The following is a 15,209-nucleotide window of genomic DNA, read 5'->3' on the forward strand; positions in this document are numbered from 1 at the left end:
CTCTGCACTGTTTAGTTTTCAAGGTTCGAGACCCGCTGCCGTCAGGCGACAGCTTGTACAGTTTAGCACATACCGGAGACGGCGTCAACCGTTCAGATCTTGCCATCAGGTACGGCCGCCGCCGTTGCGGCCCCGCCGTGAACCGGCGGATGACCAGTCTATCGGAGACAGGTGGGTTGCGTCAACACCCAATCTCTGGTGCGGCGCCCACCGGCCTTCCTGACTGTCTCCGCTCGGTGGCGGCGTTAGCTATCTTACGACGCGCGCCTCCCTTCGGTCAACACCCTCGCGGCCGCTTTGCGACAGAAAAAATGTTCTGGCGCAGGGTTCCACGCACCTCACCCGGCCGCGCTCCGGCGCCGGAGCGCGGCAAGGGCGAGCGCACATATGTATGTAACCGCCTCGTCGGCAGCCCGATGGCGCCCGCCCTTTTGACCCCCGGCGGCCGCTTGCAAAGGCGGGAGAAACACCCGGGCGCGGCCAGGGCCGTTCCAGCCCGGGCCGCGACCTGTTCCAATCAGTGCAACCACCGGGTCAGCCGGGGCGCGGACTGACGCTGACCCAGACGGTACAGACTTGTGGCACCGCAACCCCTGCCGCCACGGTGCGTTTCCGCGATGCGCCGGCGCTGTTCACAACGCCCCCACCCAGCGCTGCCCCGGGTTCAGGCTCCGGCTGCGCCCCATCAGCGCCAGCACGTCTTCCCGGCCGTAGCGCCTGCGGAAGAAGCTCCAGTAGAGGTACTCCTCTTTGGAAGCGAAGGGCAAGCCCCGCGGGGTCCGCTCCCTCGCGAGCACTGCTCCCGGCACCGCCCGCTGGGCGTACCGCTCCAGCGTGGGGCCGATCCCCGTACCGATGGCAAACTTCTCTTTGGTGCGCCACACGGTCCCGGGCCTGAGGTAGCGCTCCGCAACGAGCCGCACGATCCACTTGCCCTCCCCTTTCCGGCGCTTCAGGCCGGGCCCCATGCGGAACGCCAGCTCGACCAGCGACCTGTCCAGGAAGGGCATGCGCACCTCCAGGCCCTGGATGGCGGCCATGCGATCGACGCGCTGCAGGCCGGTGTTGTGCAAGGCCGCGGTGAGGGCGCGCAGTTCAGCCGACAGCGCACGGTCGGCCCCATCGAACTCGGCGAGATAGTGGTAGCCGCCGAACAGCTCGTCGGCGCCCTCGCCGGAAAGCACGATCGGCACGTGCTCTGCGGCCAGGGCGGAGGCGAAGTAGGTGGCCACGGCGCCGCGGACCAGTGCAGGGTCGCACGACTCCAGGGCGTCGACGATCCGCGGGATGGCTTCCACCACTTCCGCCTCCGTGAGCACCCGCTCGTGGTGGATCGTCCCCAGGTCGGCTGCCACCTGTCGGGCGTGTTCCAGGTCCGCCGACCCTTCCATCCCCACTGCGAAGGTGTGCAGGTCGCCTCCAATGTGCCGCCGTGCGACGGCCGCCACCAGGCTGGAGTCGAGCCCTCCGCTCAGGAAGCAGCCCACGGGCCCGGCGCCGGCCAGCCGCTTCTGAACCGCCTCGTTCAGCGCGCGGTCCAGGGCTTTGACCGCTTCCCCTGCCTCGGTCACGCTGACCGGAGGCGCCGGCAACCGGTCGAAGGCCTCGACCGCTCCCCCGACCCGCCAGCGGTGGCCGGGCGGGAGCGCCTGCACCCGGGGCACCTCGGCCACCAGGGCCTTGATCTCGGAGGCAAAGAGCAGGTTCCCCTCCTCGTCCTCGCCCCAGTAAAGCGGCTTCACGCCCAGGACGTCCCGGGCGAGGAAGAGCCCCGTCTCTTCCCCCCAGATCGCCAGAGCGAACGGACCGTCGAGGCGCTCCACACAGGCGGGGCCGTAGTCCTCGAACAGGTGGAGCACCACCTCCGCGTCCGACTCGGTCCTGAACGTGTGGCGCCCGGCCAACTCTTCCCGGAGCGCCCGATGGTTGTGAATCTCCCCGTCCATCGCCAGCCAGAGCGTCCCGTCTTCGTTGGCCAGCGGCTGCAAGCCGCCGTCGCCGCCGCGCTGGAGGCAGCCGAGGCCCCAACCGGCGGGGGCGGTCCAGATGTGCTGGCCGTACCGCCCCCTGTGCGCCATCGCCTCCAGCATCCGCGCGATGCGGACCCGGTCAGCCTGGCCGGCGATGCCTGCGATCCGACTCAACTACCGGTTTCCCCCCTTCACCAGTTCTCTGGCCGCCGTCATGGCGATGCGCTCCGCCTCGCCGATCACCCTGCCCGTCTGCCGGTCGCACGCCCGGCAGGCGCCGTCGTCGAAGCGGACGGCCACCTCCCCTCTCGCTGCCGGGTTGCCCATCAGGTGCGGAGCGTCCAGCAGCCCCGTGCGCACCGCCGCCGCCAGGGTCGGCGCGTGGGTGAGCGGGTCGTCCACGCCGGGCGGCGCCAGCGCGGCGATGGCGTCCAGCAGCAGCCGGGCCTCCCGCACCAGTTCGGCCTTGCGCTCCTGCACCGCCTCGTCCCGCGCCATGTCCGGCAGCCCCTGCAGGGCCAGCTGGATCGCACCCATGGCCACGTGGCAGGCCTCTATCACGTCCTCGGCCGTGGCGGCGTGGTGGTACTCGGAGTGGCTGACGACGTGCACGATGTGCGGCTTCACCGTCATCTGCAGGAACGTGGAGGCTGCCAGGTGCCCCTTGGCCCGGTCGAAGCCGGCCGGCATCGACGTGAGCCCCGTGCGGCACTCCCGCCACACCCGGAAGTCCGGGCCGGCCAGGGACTCCACCAGTTCCAGCTTGGCCAGCATCTTCGCCAGGTCCATCGCCGGCGAGGTCAGGGGCGGGTTGTTCCACATGAGCTGCTGCACGTAGTCCCGCACACCGGCCTGGCGGGCGTTGTAGGCGGCGATGTAGGCCGCGGCCACAGCCACCACGTCCGGGGCGTCCCTGAGGGACCAGTGGTGGCTCTCGTTGGACTCAACCGGAATTCCCCGCTCCGCGTGCCAGCGGAAGACCGCCTGCACCTCCGGGATGGACTCCGTGAGCGACCGCCGGGAGCGCCCGTCCAACTCGCTGTACCAGAAGAGCGGAACCGCCGCCCAGGCGTTGTGGATGGTCTCGTGCAGCATCTCTGCCCAGGCCAGTTGATCGCGCGTGCCGCTGTAGCAGCGCATGAGCGGGAAGTTCCCGGTGCGGGACGCCGCGTAGAGCGCCCGGAGGTCGTCGGCCGTCCGCACCGGCACCCCTCCGGCGCCGTGCTCCCGGGGGTCCATCTCCTCCGGGCGGAAGAAGTGCTCCTGGGCGTTCTGGTCGGTGCCCAGGCTGATCACGTCCAGCACGCCCGCCGCGCTGATGCGGCGGATGCCCTCCGCCGTCGCCGCGACAGTGGGCTGCCCGAAGTGGTGGCGCAGGAGCGGGAAGGGATGCTTCCACTCGATGCGCTCCACCAGCCGCTGGGGCGGAATCCCGCCAGCGGCGCGGGCGGGCTCGCCCCGCAGGAAGTCCACCACGTCCTGCCAGCTGGCCGACCCGCCAAAGATGGCGGTGAAGAAGCCCAGGTCCCGCGCCTCTGCCGCCACCGGATCGGTGGCGCCCAGGACCCAGCGCCGACCAGCCTGCCCCTGCTCCCGGGCCAGCCGGACAAGATGGGATAGAACCGCCCGGCCGGACTCGGGGGTCAGTCGGTAGCCCACGGCCACCATTTCGGGATCCCACGCCGCCACCTCGGCCAGCAGGCGCTCCACGGAGACGGCGGGGCCGAGGGCGCGCACCTCGTAGCCCACCTGCTCCGCCAGCTGCAGGAAGCGCACCACACCCCCCACGTGGACGTCGTCGCCGATGGCGGCGCCAATTACCCTTCGCTTAGACAAGGCCCATCACATCCCCTTCCAGCGCGTACTGGCTGATTCGCTCCGGCCCCCAGCCCGCCATGCCCAGCCGGGCCAGGGTCCGGCCGGTCTCCCGGAAGTCGACGCCGCACAGGCCGTTGGCAAGCTGGATCAGCCCGTCCGTGACCGGCGTGGCGACGCCGCACGCCTCGCCCAGCGAGGCGATGGGCACGAGACCGGTGGGCACGTCCTCCCAGATGTAGCGGTGGTTAAGGTGAGAGGGAGCGGCCACGTCAGCGTAGGCGGTGGTGGCCTGGATCGCCTCGTACAGCGTGGGGCGCTCCACGCCGTAGGCCTCGGCCAGCCACTCCCGGGCGGTGAGGGCGCCCACGCCCAGGGCCCGGGCTACGGCCACCCGCTCCTCGTCGAGCCGCTCCAGCAGTGCCGCCACCGACGGGGTGATGCCTTCCACGTAATGACGGAAGGCGCCGCCCGTGGACTCGACCCGTCCCGCGTTCAGAAGGGTGACTCCGGGATGGAAGATCGCACCCACGTTGTCCAGCGAGGTCTTCCAGACCCAGCGGGCCGGCATGAACTGGGGCAGGGCGGGCTTGATCGCCGCCAGCAGTTCGCCCGTGCGCGAGGCCGGCAACGCCGCCGCCAGCACCCTCCGCTTGACGCCGTGAATGCGGGCATGGCAGGGCCCCACCTTGCGGCTGGCGTAGGGGAAGGTTTGCGCCTCGCCCAGGGTCACGTCCGCGGTGCAGCCCTCCTCCCGCAGCACATGGGCAAACTCGACAGCCCCGGCGGTGCGGCCGGGGAGCAACAGCACCCGCTGGCCGTCCCGCAGGTGGGGTGCGCAGAGGCGGGCCATCTCCCGGTGCGCCGAGGCGGGCAGCGCCACCAGCAGGACGTCGGCCCACTCCAGCGCCTCGGCCAGGGTTTCCGCCACCCGCACAGGTCCGAACCCCTCCACTTCGCCCTCCAGGAACACGCCGCCCGCGGCGCGTACCGGCTCCAGCGCCGCCGGGCTGCGCGCCCACAGTGCGACGGGGAAGCCCATCACGCCCAGATGTCCCGCCAGTGCGAGCCCGCCGTGCCCTGCACCTATCACGCAGTACCGCAGCATGTTCTCCACCCTCCTCATCGGCGCTATAGCTGGCACCCGGCCAGGCTTGGGGAACGGAAAAGGCGCCGGCCGAAATCGGCCGACGCCCGCCTGAAGGCACAGCAGGGCTCAAGGTCTGGCGACCCCCATTGGGAAATGGAGAACAAATGGAAGGGCCCACCACCTTGACCACGCTTACGAGGTTAGCTGACGGACTCGGAGCGCCAAAGCGTGCCCCTACGCATCCTCCGCTCCAGCCGGAGCCTCGGGTGCGATTCGCCCCAGAGATGTGGGTCCCCCGCTCCCCGCTCGCCACGGGGATTCAGCGATCAGGCGGGTCCTGCACTATTCCGCTTCCGCAAGCGAGACTATTCTAGCAACTGTCCCGGAGCTCGTCAACCTCTTTCTGGCAGTTGCTCAGAAGGCCGGGATGACGGCACCGCCATACTTCTCGTTGATGAACTTGGCCACGGCGTCAGACCGCAGCAGGGTCATCAGCTTCTGGATCTCCGGCCGGTCCTCGTCGCCCTTGCGGACGGCGACGACATTGGCGTACGGGTTGTCCTCAGCCGACTCCCGGGCAAGCACGGTGGCCTTCACGCCCAGGTTCTTCTCCGCGTCCAGGTAGTAGTTGGTGTTGATCACCGCCGCGTCCACGTCCTGCAGGCTGCGGGGCAGGTACTCGGCCTGAAGCATCTGCAGGTTCAGGTTCCGGGGGTTCTCCACCACGTCCTTGGGCGTGGCCTCAACGCCGACCCCCTCCTTCAGGGTGATCAGCCCCTGGTCAGCCAGCAGCTTGAGCGCCCGGCCGGCGTTGGTCGGGTCGTCGGGGATGGAGACCGTCGCACCATCGGGCAGCTCGCTCAGGCTGTTCACCTTGATCGAGTAGAGCCCCAGCGGCTCCAGGTGGACGGCTCCCACCGACACCAGGTCGAGCCCGCGCTCCTTGTTGGAGTTGTTCAGATAGGGCAGGTGCTGGAAGTAGTTGGCATCCAGATCCCCTTCCGCCAGAGCGATGTTGGGCTGCACATAGTCGGTGAACACCACGATCTCCAGGTTAATCCCCTCGGCCGCCGCCTCGTCCTTGATCGACTCCAGGATCTCGGAATGCGGAGTGACCGTGGCCCCCACCTTCAGGGTCACCTGCTCCTGCTGCTGAGAGGGCTGCCCTCCCTGCTCTCCCTGCACGGGAGCCTTGCTGGCACCGCCGCAGCCCGCCAGGAGCCCCAGCGACAGGACCAGAGCCAGCACGAGACGCACATTCCGGTTCATCTCACACTCACCTTCCTCAATTTCTGTTGCGTCTATTTATGCGTAAACCTGTTTGCCAGGTTATCGCCAATCCACTGCATCACCTGGACCAGGACCACCAGGACAACCAGGCTGACGTACATCACGTCCATCTGAAAGCGGTTGTATCCCCACTTGACGGCCACGTCGCCCAGGCCGCCGCCGCCGATGGCGCCGGCCATGGCCGAGTAGCCCACCAGGTTGACCAGCATCAGTGCGGTGCCCCGCACCAGGGAGGGCCTGGCCTCGGCCAGCAGGACCTTGGTGACCACCTGCCAGTTGGTGGAGCCCATGGCGAGGGCGGCCTCGACCAGGCCGGGGCTCACCTCGTGGAGCGCCTGCTCCACGACCCGGGCCATAAACGGAACGGCCGCCACCACCAGCGGCACGATGGCCGCCGTGGTGCCGATGGAGGTATGCACGATCGCCCGGGTGAGCGGGGCCACGGCCACCATCAGGATCACGAAGGGCGTGGAGCGCCCGATGTTGACCAGCACCCCGAGCGTGCGGTTCAGGGCCGGTGCCTGCCAGATCCCGCCCCGGGCGGTGATCACCAGCAGCACGCCCAGCGGCACGCCGAAGAGCAGCGTGAACAGGGCCGCAACCCCCGTCATGTAAAGCGTCTCCAGGGTTGCCTTGAAGATCATCGGCCCCAGGTCAGCCACGCTGGATCACCTCCGGTGAGACGCCGCGCGCCTCCAGGTACTGCAGGGCGGCCTGCACGTCCTCCGGCCGGCCCGTGAGCTCCACCAGCAGCCGGCCCACGGTGGTCCCGGCGATGCGCTCGACGGCACCCTGCACGATGTTGGCATCCACCTGGAAATTCCGAACCACCGAGCTGATGAGCGGCTCCTCGGCCGACTGGCCCACGAAGAACAGCGCCACCAGGACGCCCTGCGGGCTCACGTGAAAACCCGTGTCGCGGAACGGCTCGTAGAGGAGCTGCCGCAGCCGTGAGCCCGGCCGCCCGACCAGTTCCAGCACCCGGCCCTGCTCCACCAGCTGTCCTTCCTCCAGAATGGCCACCGAGTCGCAGACCTGTTTCACGACCTCCATCTGGTGTGTGATCAGCAGGATGGTCAGCCCGAGCCGCCGGTTGATCTCGCGCAGCAGGTCGAGCACGGACCGGGTGGTGTCGGGGTCGAGGGCGGAGGTCGCCTCGTCGGAGAGCAGGAGCTTGGGGCCGAGCGCCAGGGCCCGGGCGATGCCCACCCGCTGCTTCTGCCCGCCGGAGAGCTGCGCCGGGTAGGCGCCGGCCTTGTCGGACAGGCCCACCAGGGCCAGCAGCTCCGCCACGCGCTCGTTGATGCGCTGCCGGGGCCAGCCCGCCACTTCCAGGGGGTAGGCCACGTTGCCGGCGACCGTGCGGGAGTCGAACAGGTTGAACTGTTGGAAGATCATGCCCATCTCCCGGCGCACCGCCCGCAGTTCGGCAGGGGAGAGGCGGGTGATCTCACGCCCGTCCACCCATACCTCACCCGACGTCGGCCGCTCCAGCAGGTTGACGCACCGGATCAGGGTCGACTTGCCGGCGCCGCTCTGCCCCAGGATGCCGAAGATCTCGCCCTTCGGCACCCGCAGGCTCACGTTCCGCAGCGCCACCGTCTCTTGCCCGTTCTGCCTGAACACTTTGGTGAGGTCCTTGAGTTCAATCACCCCGGAATCACCGCCATACTGCACAGCAATAGAAAAGTGCGCCCGAAAAGAGGCGCACAGAAAAAGGTCAAGTTCTTCCGGCTGCCTCTTATCTTCGGGAAGGCAAGTGCCTTCCACCAGGAATTGGCACCGTTGCACGCGGGATACGTGCCGGTTGCCGTGGCGTCATCGGGCCAGTCCCTCAGCCTACTCTGGATAAGAGTCAACGCTATGTAGTTGTGTTGAGCCTTACATTACCACGGTGCGTGGCACCCGTCAACAGGGAAATGTGTAATTGCTGGTCTCATCCGACCGTCATCAGGGTCATCAGTCGCTCGCGGGGGGCCGTGCCCTCCAGGTGGGTCGTGGCCAGGATGTTCGCCCCGCAGGTGAGGGCCCTGGCCTGCAGAACGGGATCGTCGGTGGCCACCCACAGGTCGGCCCGGGGCAGGCAGAGCCGCGCGATCGCCAGCACCCGCAGCACATCGGCCCCCGGCGTGGCGGCGCGCAGGACCACCCCCGTGAAAGCCGCGTTCCGCAGCACTTCCAGGTCGTCCGCCACGTCCTCACTGGTCTGGCCGGGAACGCCCACGCACAGTCCGCCCGTCACGCGGTAGTTGAGGCCCCGGAGCCAGAGGCAGCGGGTGAGGCGTTCGGCCGGCGAATGGCCGGGATGCAACCGGGCGTACAGCTGCGGGTTACTGCACTCGTGGGGCAGGAGATACTCCTCGGCCCCCGCCTGCCGCCACAGCGCGTACACCTCGTAGGGACGCTCGCCCATCCCGAGCGCAACCCACATGCCCATGTGGGTGCGAATCTCCCGGATGAGGACCGCCACCTCCTCCACGGCCTCATATGCCGACGACGCGCACAGCAGGACGGACTCGCATCCCTGCTGCCAGGCGTTCCCGATGATGTCGAGGGCGCGGGCCCGACTCCCGACGGTCTCCACGTCCACCAGGGTTCGCAGCGACGGCTGGTCGCCTTTCGTCTGCCGGCAGATGCGTCCGGCCACCTCCAGCAGGCTCTGGTACTCGCTCTCGTCGGCCCGGAGCATCAGCAGTATCTCTCGCCGGCTCGGCGGCCGCCCAGCCTTGGCACGACGCAGGACTGGTCCGATCACCAGAGATCACCCGCCTATTGTGACAGACTTCACAAATATCGTACCCGAATGGGTGCTAATGGTCTATTCGGGGAAAGGGCCATTTGGAGATGGCCCTTTTGGTTTATAGACCCAGCATTTAAGGTCTCCACCCGATTTCGGATGACGCGATCCAGTCTGCCACCTGCGCCGCGACCTCCTTCCGGCCGCGTTCCAGGGCCAGGAAGTGCCCCCGCCCCGCGAGGACGCGACACACCGCGTGGCGGCTGGACACGTGGCTGACCAGGTACGCCGCGCTTTCCGGTGCGATCCACCTGTCGCGGTCGCCCTGCAGTGCGAGCACGGGAGCGGTGACCCGTCCCAGGTCTCGGCGCACGAGGCGGGCCAGGCGCACCAGGGAGCGTATGGCGCCGGGAGGCGGGTTCAGGTAGCGGGCGAGGTGATCCATGAGCGGGGCGGGGTCTTCCAGAAGGACGGGAACCGCCAGGGTGCAGACCGAGCCGACCTCCCGGCGGGCCGCGACATGAAGGGCGATCAGCCCGCCCATGGAAAAGCCGACCAGGTGGACATGCGCACATTCGGCCTCCAGATGCTCCAGGGCCTGCTCGGCGCCCCGGATCCAGTGCCGGAACCGGGTGCGCGCCAGTTCCGGCGGTGCGCCGCCGTGCCCGGGCAGCACGGGCGCCGCCACCGTGTAGCCCCGCTCCGCCAGGGCGGCGACCACCGGGCCGATCTCGGCCGGCGAACCGCCGAAGCCGTGCAGGGCCAGGCAACCGACCGGACCGCCCCGGACGAACACCGGCTCACCGCTGCGGGCGACGATCGGCATGGCACACCCCCCACAAACGAACAAGGGGCCAGACTTGCGCCCGACCCCCTTTCGCACCTATATCGCTGCGTAACACTAACCCCGCGTCTCCAGGAAGAGCATGACCACTGACGTGAGGATAAAGAGCACAGCGAAGGCCATGCTGAACCGGTTCAGGATCTCGTCCAAGCCCTTCTTCTTCCCGAAGATCTGCTCGCCGGCGCCTGCGATGGAACCGGAGAGGCCCGCGCTCTTGCCGGACTGCATGAGAACCGTCGAGATCAGGCCAAGCGCAAACAGGGTATGAAGCACCAGCACGAATGTCGTCATTGCTTCACCCCCTCCTGCTGCCCATGTTAGCTTGTCAATTGTACCACATCGCGGTGAATCGTACAATCAATCAGGAACCGGGGCCGCCAAACTTCGACAAGTTTCGCAACCCCGGTCTGATATCCTGATGGCGGAGGCTGGCGGCCAGTCCCGGAAAGGAGGGGCCAGCCATGGTGAAGATCACGATCGAGATTGGACCCAAAGCGGTTCAGTCGATCATCGTCATCGCAACCTTGCTGGTCCTCTCCGCTATCAGGTAGCGGCGAGGCCACGCTTCGCCGGCATCTGTACGGTGGGACGGCGACAGCGGCCTCCAGTTGGGCGCCCGGCCAGTCTGGCGCCCAACCTCATTCTACCCACGTGACGCCGGGCTCAATCCTACTTCTTCCGGCCCTTGATGACGGAGAGGCCAGCGAAGATGGCGGCGTCGCCCAGCTCCTCCTCGATGCGCAGCAGCTGGTTGTACTTGGCCACCCGGTCGGTGCGGGACGGGGCGCCGGTCTTGATCTGCCCGCAGTTGAGCGCCACGGCCAGGTCGGCGATGGTGGTGTCCTCCGTCTCGCCGGACCGGTGGGACATCACGGCAGTGTAGCCCGCCCGGTGGGCCATGGCCACGGCCTCCATCGTCTCGGTCAGGGTGCCGATCTGGTTGACCTTCACCAGGATGGAGTTGGCCGCGCCGGCCTCGATGCCCCGGGACAGCCGCTTGGTGTTGGTGACGAAGAAATCGTCGCCCACCAGCTGCACCCGGTCGCCCAGCCGCCGGGTGAGTTCGACCCAGGCGTCCCACTCGTCCTCGGCCACGCCGTCCTCGATGGAGACGATCGGGTACTGCCGGGTCCAGCTGTCCCACAGGTCGATCAGCTGCTCGGTGGTGAGGACCTTGTTGCCCTCGCCGGCCAGCACGTACTTGCCGTCGTGGAAGAGCTCCGAGGAGGCGACGTCCATGCAGAGGAAGACGTCCTGCCCCGGCTTGTACCCGGCCTTCTCGATGGCCTCGAGGATGACGGTGATCGCCTCCTCGTTGGACTTCAGGTCGGGCGCGAAACCGCCCTCATCGCCGACGGCGGTGTTGTAGCCCTTCGCTTTCAGCACGGAGCGCAGGGCGTGGAAGACCTCGGCGCCCATGCGCAGCGACTCGGCGAACGACGGGGCCCCGGCGGGGAAGATCATGAACTCCTGCATGTCGACGTTGTTGTCCGCGTGCTTGCCGCCGTTCAGGATGTTCATCATCGGCACGGGCAGGACGCGGGCGTTCAGGCCGCCCACGTGGCGGTAGAGCGGGATGCCCAGGGCCGCGGCGGTGGCGCGGGCGGCGGCCAGCGAGACGCCCAGAATGGCGTTGGCGCCCAGCTTCGCCTTGTTGGGGGTGCCGTCGAGCCGGATCAGCGTCTGGTCCAGTTCCACCTGATCCGCGGCGTCCAGACCCGTAACCGCCTCGGCGATCACCTCGTTAACGTTCCGGACCGCGTTCAGCACGCCCTTGCCGCCGTAGCGGGACTTGTCGCCATCGCGCAGCTCCACCGCCTCGAACTGACCGGTGGAAGCGCCCGAGGGCACGATCGCCCGGCCGGACGCGCCGGAGGAGAGCATCACCTCGACCTCAACGGTGGGGTTGCCGCGGGAATCCAGGACCTCGCGCGCGTGCACATTCACGATCGTCGTCATGGGAAATCAGGCTCCTTCCGCGTTTTTCACCAGCAGCGAATCGGCATCCATCTGCGGCGGCTTGGGCAGGCCGATGATCTCCAGCAGCGTCGGCGCCACGTTGGCCAGCACGCCGGGCTTCAGCTTGGCCGTCAGCCGCTGGTCGTCGACGAGGATGCAGGGGACGGGGTTCAGCGTGTGGTTGGTGTGCGGCGTGCCGGTCTCGTAGTCGATCATCTGGTCGCAGTTGCCGTGATCGGCGAGGATGATGGCCGCACCGCCCTTGGCCAGCAGGGCGTCCACCACCTGGCCGAGGCACTCGTCCACCGCCTCCACGGCCTTCACGGCCGCCTCCAGCACGCCGGTGTGGCCCACCATGTCGGGATTGGCGAAGTTGAGCACGATGAAGTCGGTCTTATCCTGCTCAACCCACTTCACCGCCTCGCGGGCCACCTCGTAGGCCGACATCTCCGGCTTGAGGTCGTACGTAGCCACCTTCGGCGAGGGGATCAGCACCCGTTCCTCGCCGGGGAAAACCCGCTCCTCGCCGCCGTTGAAGAAGTAGGTGACGTGCGCGTACTTCTCGGTCTCGGCGATGCGCAGCTGGCGCAGGCCGGCCTCGGAGACCACCTGGCCCATCGGCACGTCCACGAACTGGGGACCGAACGCAACGGGGATGTCGGTGAAGGTCTGGTCGTACTGGGTCATGGTGACCAGCGGGACGGGCCGGAAGTCCTCGGGGCGCTTGAAACCGTCGAAAGCGGTCTCGTGCAGGGCGCGCACAAGCTGCCGCGCCCGGTCGGGCCGGAAGTTGAAGAAGATCACCCCGTCATCGGGCCCCAGGCGGCCGTCCACGCCCTCGATCACCGTGGGCAGCACGAACTCGTCGGTCTCGCCCCGGGCGTACGCTTTCTCGATGGCGTCTTGGATGGAAGACGCCCGCTCGCCCTCACCCCGGGTGATGGCCAGGAACGCCTTCTGCGTGCGGTCCCAGCGCCGGTCGCGGTCCATGGCGTAGTACCGGCCGGCGATGGTGGCAATTCGGCCGACGCCGACCTCCTTCAGCTTGGCCTCCACCTGCTCCAGATAGGGAAGGGCGGACTTGGGCGGCACGTCGCGGCCGTCCAGGAAGGCGTGGACATACAGCCGCTCCACCTTCTCCCGTGCGGCCAGCTCGATCAGGGCCATCAAGTGGTCCATGTGGCTGTGCACGCCGCCGTCGGAGACGAGTCCCATCAGATGCAGGGCAGCGCCGGGCTTCCGGGCCCGCTCCAGGGGCAGTTGCCACGCGGGCAGCGTGAAGAACGAGCCGTCGCGAATGGCGCGATGGATGCGAACCAGAGTCTGGTAGACGATGCGCCCCGCCCCGAGGTTCAGGTGGCCCACATTCGAGTCACCCATCTGCCCGGGTAGCAGGCCCACCGCCTCTCCCGATGCCGTGAGGGTCGTGTGGGGGTACCGGGCCATCAGCCGGTCAAAGTTGGGATGCCGGGCGATCGCCACCGCATTGCCCCGGGGATTGGGGTTGATCCCCCACCCGTCCAACACGATCAACGCTACGGGTCTGCGATAGGCGGACAACGTACCGGGTCACCTCCTGCACTCCTCATTAAAGTCTGCGGGCGACTCCCACCGCATACCGCAGCACTTTTGCAAAGCCATTTTACCAAAGTTGGGTCGGCCTGTGGAAGAGCTTTCCCCCAATTCTTTTGCGCTTTTCGATGGTAGTGTGCGCGCCCGAGCCGTATCCCCGTGCAGACTAAAGGCGTCCTAAGCACGAAGAGATACCATACGGGGTATCATTGAGCAGGAGGGAGCGCTCATGGCGCAGTACACGGTTCCGATCACCGATGCCACCTTCGAGGCGGAGGTGCTGCAGTCGGACTTGCCGGTGCTGGTCGATTTCTGGGCCCCCTGGTGCGGTCCCTGCCGCATGATCGGCCCGATCCTGGAAGATTACGCAAGGGACAACGGCCACCGCATCAAGATTGCCAAGCTCAACGTGGACGAGGAGCAGCACTGGGCGGGCCAGTTCGGCGTGATGTCGATCCCGACCATGATCCTCTTCCATAAGGGCAAGCCCATCGGTCAACTGGTGGGCTTCCGGCCGAAGCACGAGATGTATCAGATCCTGGACAACGCCCTGGCGCAGCTGGAGACGGCTTCATAGGAGACCTGTCCGGCGACCCGACTGCGGGGACGCCGGGAGCGCCACGACGAGGAAGACGCGGCAGGCAGCGGGAGGACCCGGACGACGAGGGGTGACGTGCGGCAAACAGGACCGGGCGGCAGCGCCCGGTCCTTCGTCGCGTCAGCCTGGTTTTCAGCCCAACTTGATGAACTGCTCGACCACTTCATCCACCGCGGCGGTGGGGTCCTCTCCCCGCTTCAGGGCCTCAATCACCTGGAGGCCCATGTTGCACGCGGCAGCTTTCATGCCCACGCGGTTGATGGCTGCCTTCATCGCACCCAACTGGATGAGGATCTGCTCGCAGTCCTGACCCTCTTCCAACATCCGCTGCACGCCCCGGGCCTGGCCCTCGATCCGCTTCAGACGGCGCATCAGGTCCTGGTACAACGCCGGGTTGGTCTCCTTGATGTTCACGTGCAACCACCCCCTGACCCCAGATTACTGTACCCCGTACCCTGTGTCAAAGGGACAGCCCGCGATCGGCGCCCTGCCGGTCCGCATCATGGTCAAGGGCCCGCCGCACCTGGTGCGACGGGCCCTGCGCGTCTTCTGCTCTACCGCGCCGCCTCGCAAATGGCGGCGAACGAAGCGGGATCGAGGCTGGCGCCGCCGACCAGGGCGCCGTCGATGTCCGGCTGGGTCATGTAGCTGCCGATATTGGCAGGCTTCACCGAGCCGCCGTACTGGATGCGCACCTTGGCCGCGGCCTCGGCCCCGTAGACCTCCGCCACCACTGCGCGCACGGCGGCGATGGTCCGCTGCGCCTCGGCCGGGTCACAGTTCCTGCCCGTGCCGATGGCCCACACGGGCTCGTAGGCGATGATCATCTCGGCCACCTGCTCGGCCATCAGCCCCTCCAGGCCGGCCAGCAGCTGCCGGCGGTTGACCGCGTCGGTCTGCCCGGCCTCCCGCTCCGCGAGCGTCTCGCCGACGCAGAGGATCGGCGTGAGGCCGTAGCGCACCGCCGCCCGCACCTTGGCGCCCACCCGCTCGTCGGTCTCGCCGAAGATATGGCGCCGCTCCGAGTGGCCGAGAATCACGTACCGGCAGCCGATCTCGGTCAGCATCTCGCCCGCGATCTCGCCGGTGTAGGCGCCCGGATCGTGCTCACACATGTTCTGCGCACCGAGGCCGACGTTCGACCCTTTCAGCCCCTCGGCCACCGCCGCGAGGGCGGTGAACGGCGGGCAGATGATCAGTTCCACGCCGCTGAGGCCGGCGACCCGGGGCAGGAAGTCGGCGACGAACTGCCGGGCGGCCGCCTGCGTCTTGTTCATCTTCCAGTTCGCAGCAATTACCGGTACCCGCATGGCATGGCTCCTCCTTTGCACACA

At 68.0% G+C, this 15,209-nt stretch carries 14 protein-coding genes and 2 riboswitches; of the genes, 1 reads left to right on the forward strand and 13 read right to left on the reverse strand.

Translation table 11 applies throughout. The annotated features are described in order from the left end of the window. Positions 1–632 precede the first annotated feature (632 nt). The 11 genes from asnB to gpmI all read right to left on the reverse strand — a co-directional run bounded on the left by asnB (position 633) and on the right by gpmI (position 13,265). The gene (gene asnB, locus AB2385_RS12000) at positions 633–2,144 is read right to left on the reverse strand and encodes an asparagine synthase (glutamine-hydrolyzing) (protein ID WP_367655242.1); all 1,512 of its coding nucleotides are present in this window, start codon (positions 2,142–2,144) and stop codon (positions 633–635) included. Then, positions 2,145–3,806: a methionine synthase gene (locus AB2385_RS12005; RefSeq protein WP_367655243.1), complete on the reverse strand. Its 1,662-nt coding sequence runs from the start codon at positions 3,804–3,806 to the stop codon at positions 2,145–2,147. Then, positions 3,799–4,893 carry an NAD/NADP octopine/nopaline dehydrogenase family protein gene (locus AB2385_RS12010; protein ID WP_367655244.1) on the reverse strand — a complete coding sequence of 365 codons (1,095 nt, stop codon included), beginning with the start codon at positions 4,891–4,893 and terminating at the stop codon, positions 3,799–3,801. The genes AB2385_RS12005 and AB2385_RS12010 overlap by 8 nt, the downstream gene beginning before the upstream one ends. Before the next feature lie 156 nt (positions 4,894–5,049). After that, positions 5,050–5,210, reverse strand: a riboswitch (cyclic di-AMP (ydaO/yuaA leader). A gap of 79 nt (positions 5,211–5,289) precedes the next feature. Continuing rightward, positions 5,290–6,144, reverse strand: coding sequence for a MetQ/NlpA family ABC transporter substrate-binding protein (locus AB2385_RS12015; RefSeq protein ID WP_367655245.1), 855 nt, complete (start codon positions 6,142–6,144; stop codon positions 5,290–5,292). Between the two features lie 32 nt (positions 6,145–6,176). Beyond that, entirely contained in the window at positions 6,177–6,827 is a 651-nt protein-coding gene (locus AB2385_RS12020) for a methionine ABC transporter permease (protein ID WP_367655246.1), read from the reverse strand. Next, positions 6,820–7,818, reverse strand: coding sequence for a methionine ABC transporter ATP-binding protein (locus AB2385_RS12025; RefSeq protein ID WP_367655247.1), 999 nt, complete (start codon positions 7,816–7,818; stop codon positions 6,820–6,822). The genes AB2385_RS12020 and AB2385_RS12025 overlap by 8 nt, the downstream gene beginning before the upstream one ends. Before the next feature lie 85 nt (positions 7,819–7,903). Next, a riboswitch (SAM riboswitch) is annotated at positions 7,904–8,020 on the reverse strand. Between the two features lie 81 nt (positions 8,021–8,101). Further along, positions 8,102–8,854, reverse strand: coding sequence for a hypothetical protein (locus AB2385_RS12030; protein ID WP_367655248.1), 753 nt, complete (start codon positions 8,852–8,854; stop codon positions 8,102–8,104). A 184-nt stretch (positions 8,855–9,038) separates the two neighbouring features. Further along, positions 9,039–9,728, reverse strand: coding sequence for an alpha/beta hydrolase (locus AB2385_RS12035; RefSeq protein WP_367655250.1), 690 nt, complete (start codon positions 9,726–9,728; stop codon positions 9,039–9,041). A gap of 75 nt (positions 9,729–9,803) precedes the next feature. After that, complete coding sequence (gene secG / locus AB2385_RS12040) at positions 9,804–10,037, reverse strand: preprotein translocase subunit SecG (RefSeq protein ID WP_367655251.1); 234 nt, start codon at positions 10,035–10,037, stop codon at positions 9,804–9,806. 378 nt (positions 10,038–10,415) lie between these two features. Next, the gene (eno, locus tag AB2385_RS12045) at positions 10,416–11,705 is read right to left on the reverse strand and encodes a phosphopyruvate hydratase (protein ID WP_367655252.1); all 1,290 of its coding nucleotides are present in this window, start codon (positions 11,703–11,705) and stop codon (positions 10,416–10,418) included. 6 nt (positions 11,706–11,711) lie between these two features. Then, a complete protein-coding gene (gene gpmI, locus AB2385_RS12050) occupies positions 11,712–13,265 on the reverse strand; it encodes a 2,3-bisphosphoglycerate-independent phosphoglycerate mutase (RefSeq protein WP_367655253.1) in 1,554 nt (517 codons plus the stop codon). Positions 13,266–13,506: 241 nt separating this feature from the next. On the opposite strand from gpmI, the gene trxA reads away from it, so the two are divergent. Next, positions 13,507–13,854, forward strand: a complete 348-nt coding sequence (gene trxA / locus AB2385_RS12055; RefSeq protein WP_367655254.1) for a thioredoxin — start codon at positions 13,507–13,509, stop codon at positions 13,852–13,854. Between the two features lie 153 nt (positions 13,855–14,007). Here the strand turns inward: trxA and AB2385_RS12060 are convergent, their stop codons facing one another. Both AB2385_RS12060 and tpiA read right to left on the reverse strand, forming a co-directional pair. After that, positions 14,008–14,289, reverse strand: a complete 282-nt coding sequence (locus tag AB2385_RS12060; protein WP_367655255.1) for a metal-sensitive transcriptional regulator — start codon at positions 14,287–14,289, stop codon at positions 14,008–14,010. 140 nt (positions 14,290–14,429) lie between these two features. Beyond that, positions 14,430–15,185 (reverse strand): triose-phosphate isomerase, encoded by a 756-nt coding sequence (gene tpiA, locus AB2385_RS12065; RefSeq protein ID WP_367655256.1) that lies wholly within the window; start codon positions 15,183–15,185, stop codon positions 14,430–14,432. Positions 15,186–15,209 lie beyond the last annotated feature (24 nt).

This window comes from Symbiobacterium sp., from assembly GCF_040797425.1.
In the GTDB taxonomy this organism is placed as follows: Bacteria; Bacillota; Sulfobacillia; order Symbiobacteriales; family Symbiobacteriaceae; genus Symbiobacterium.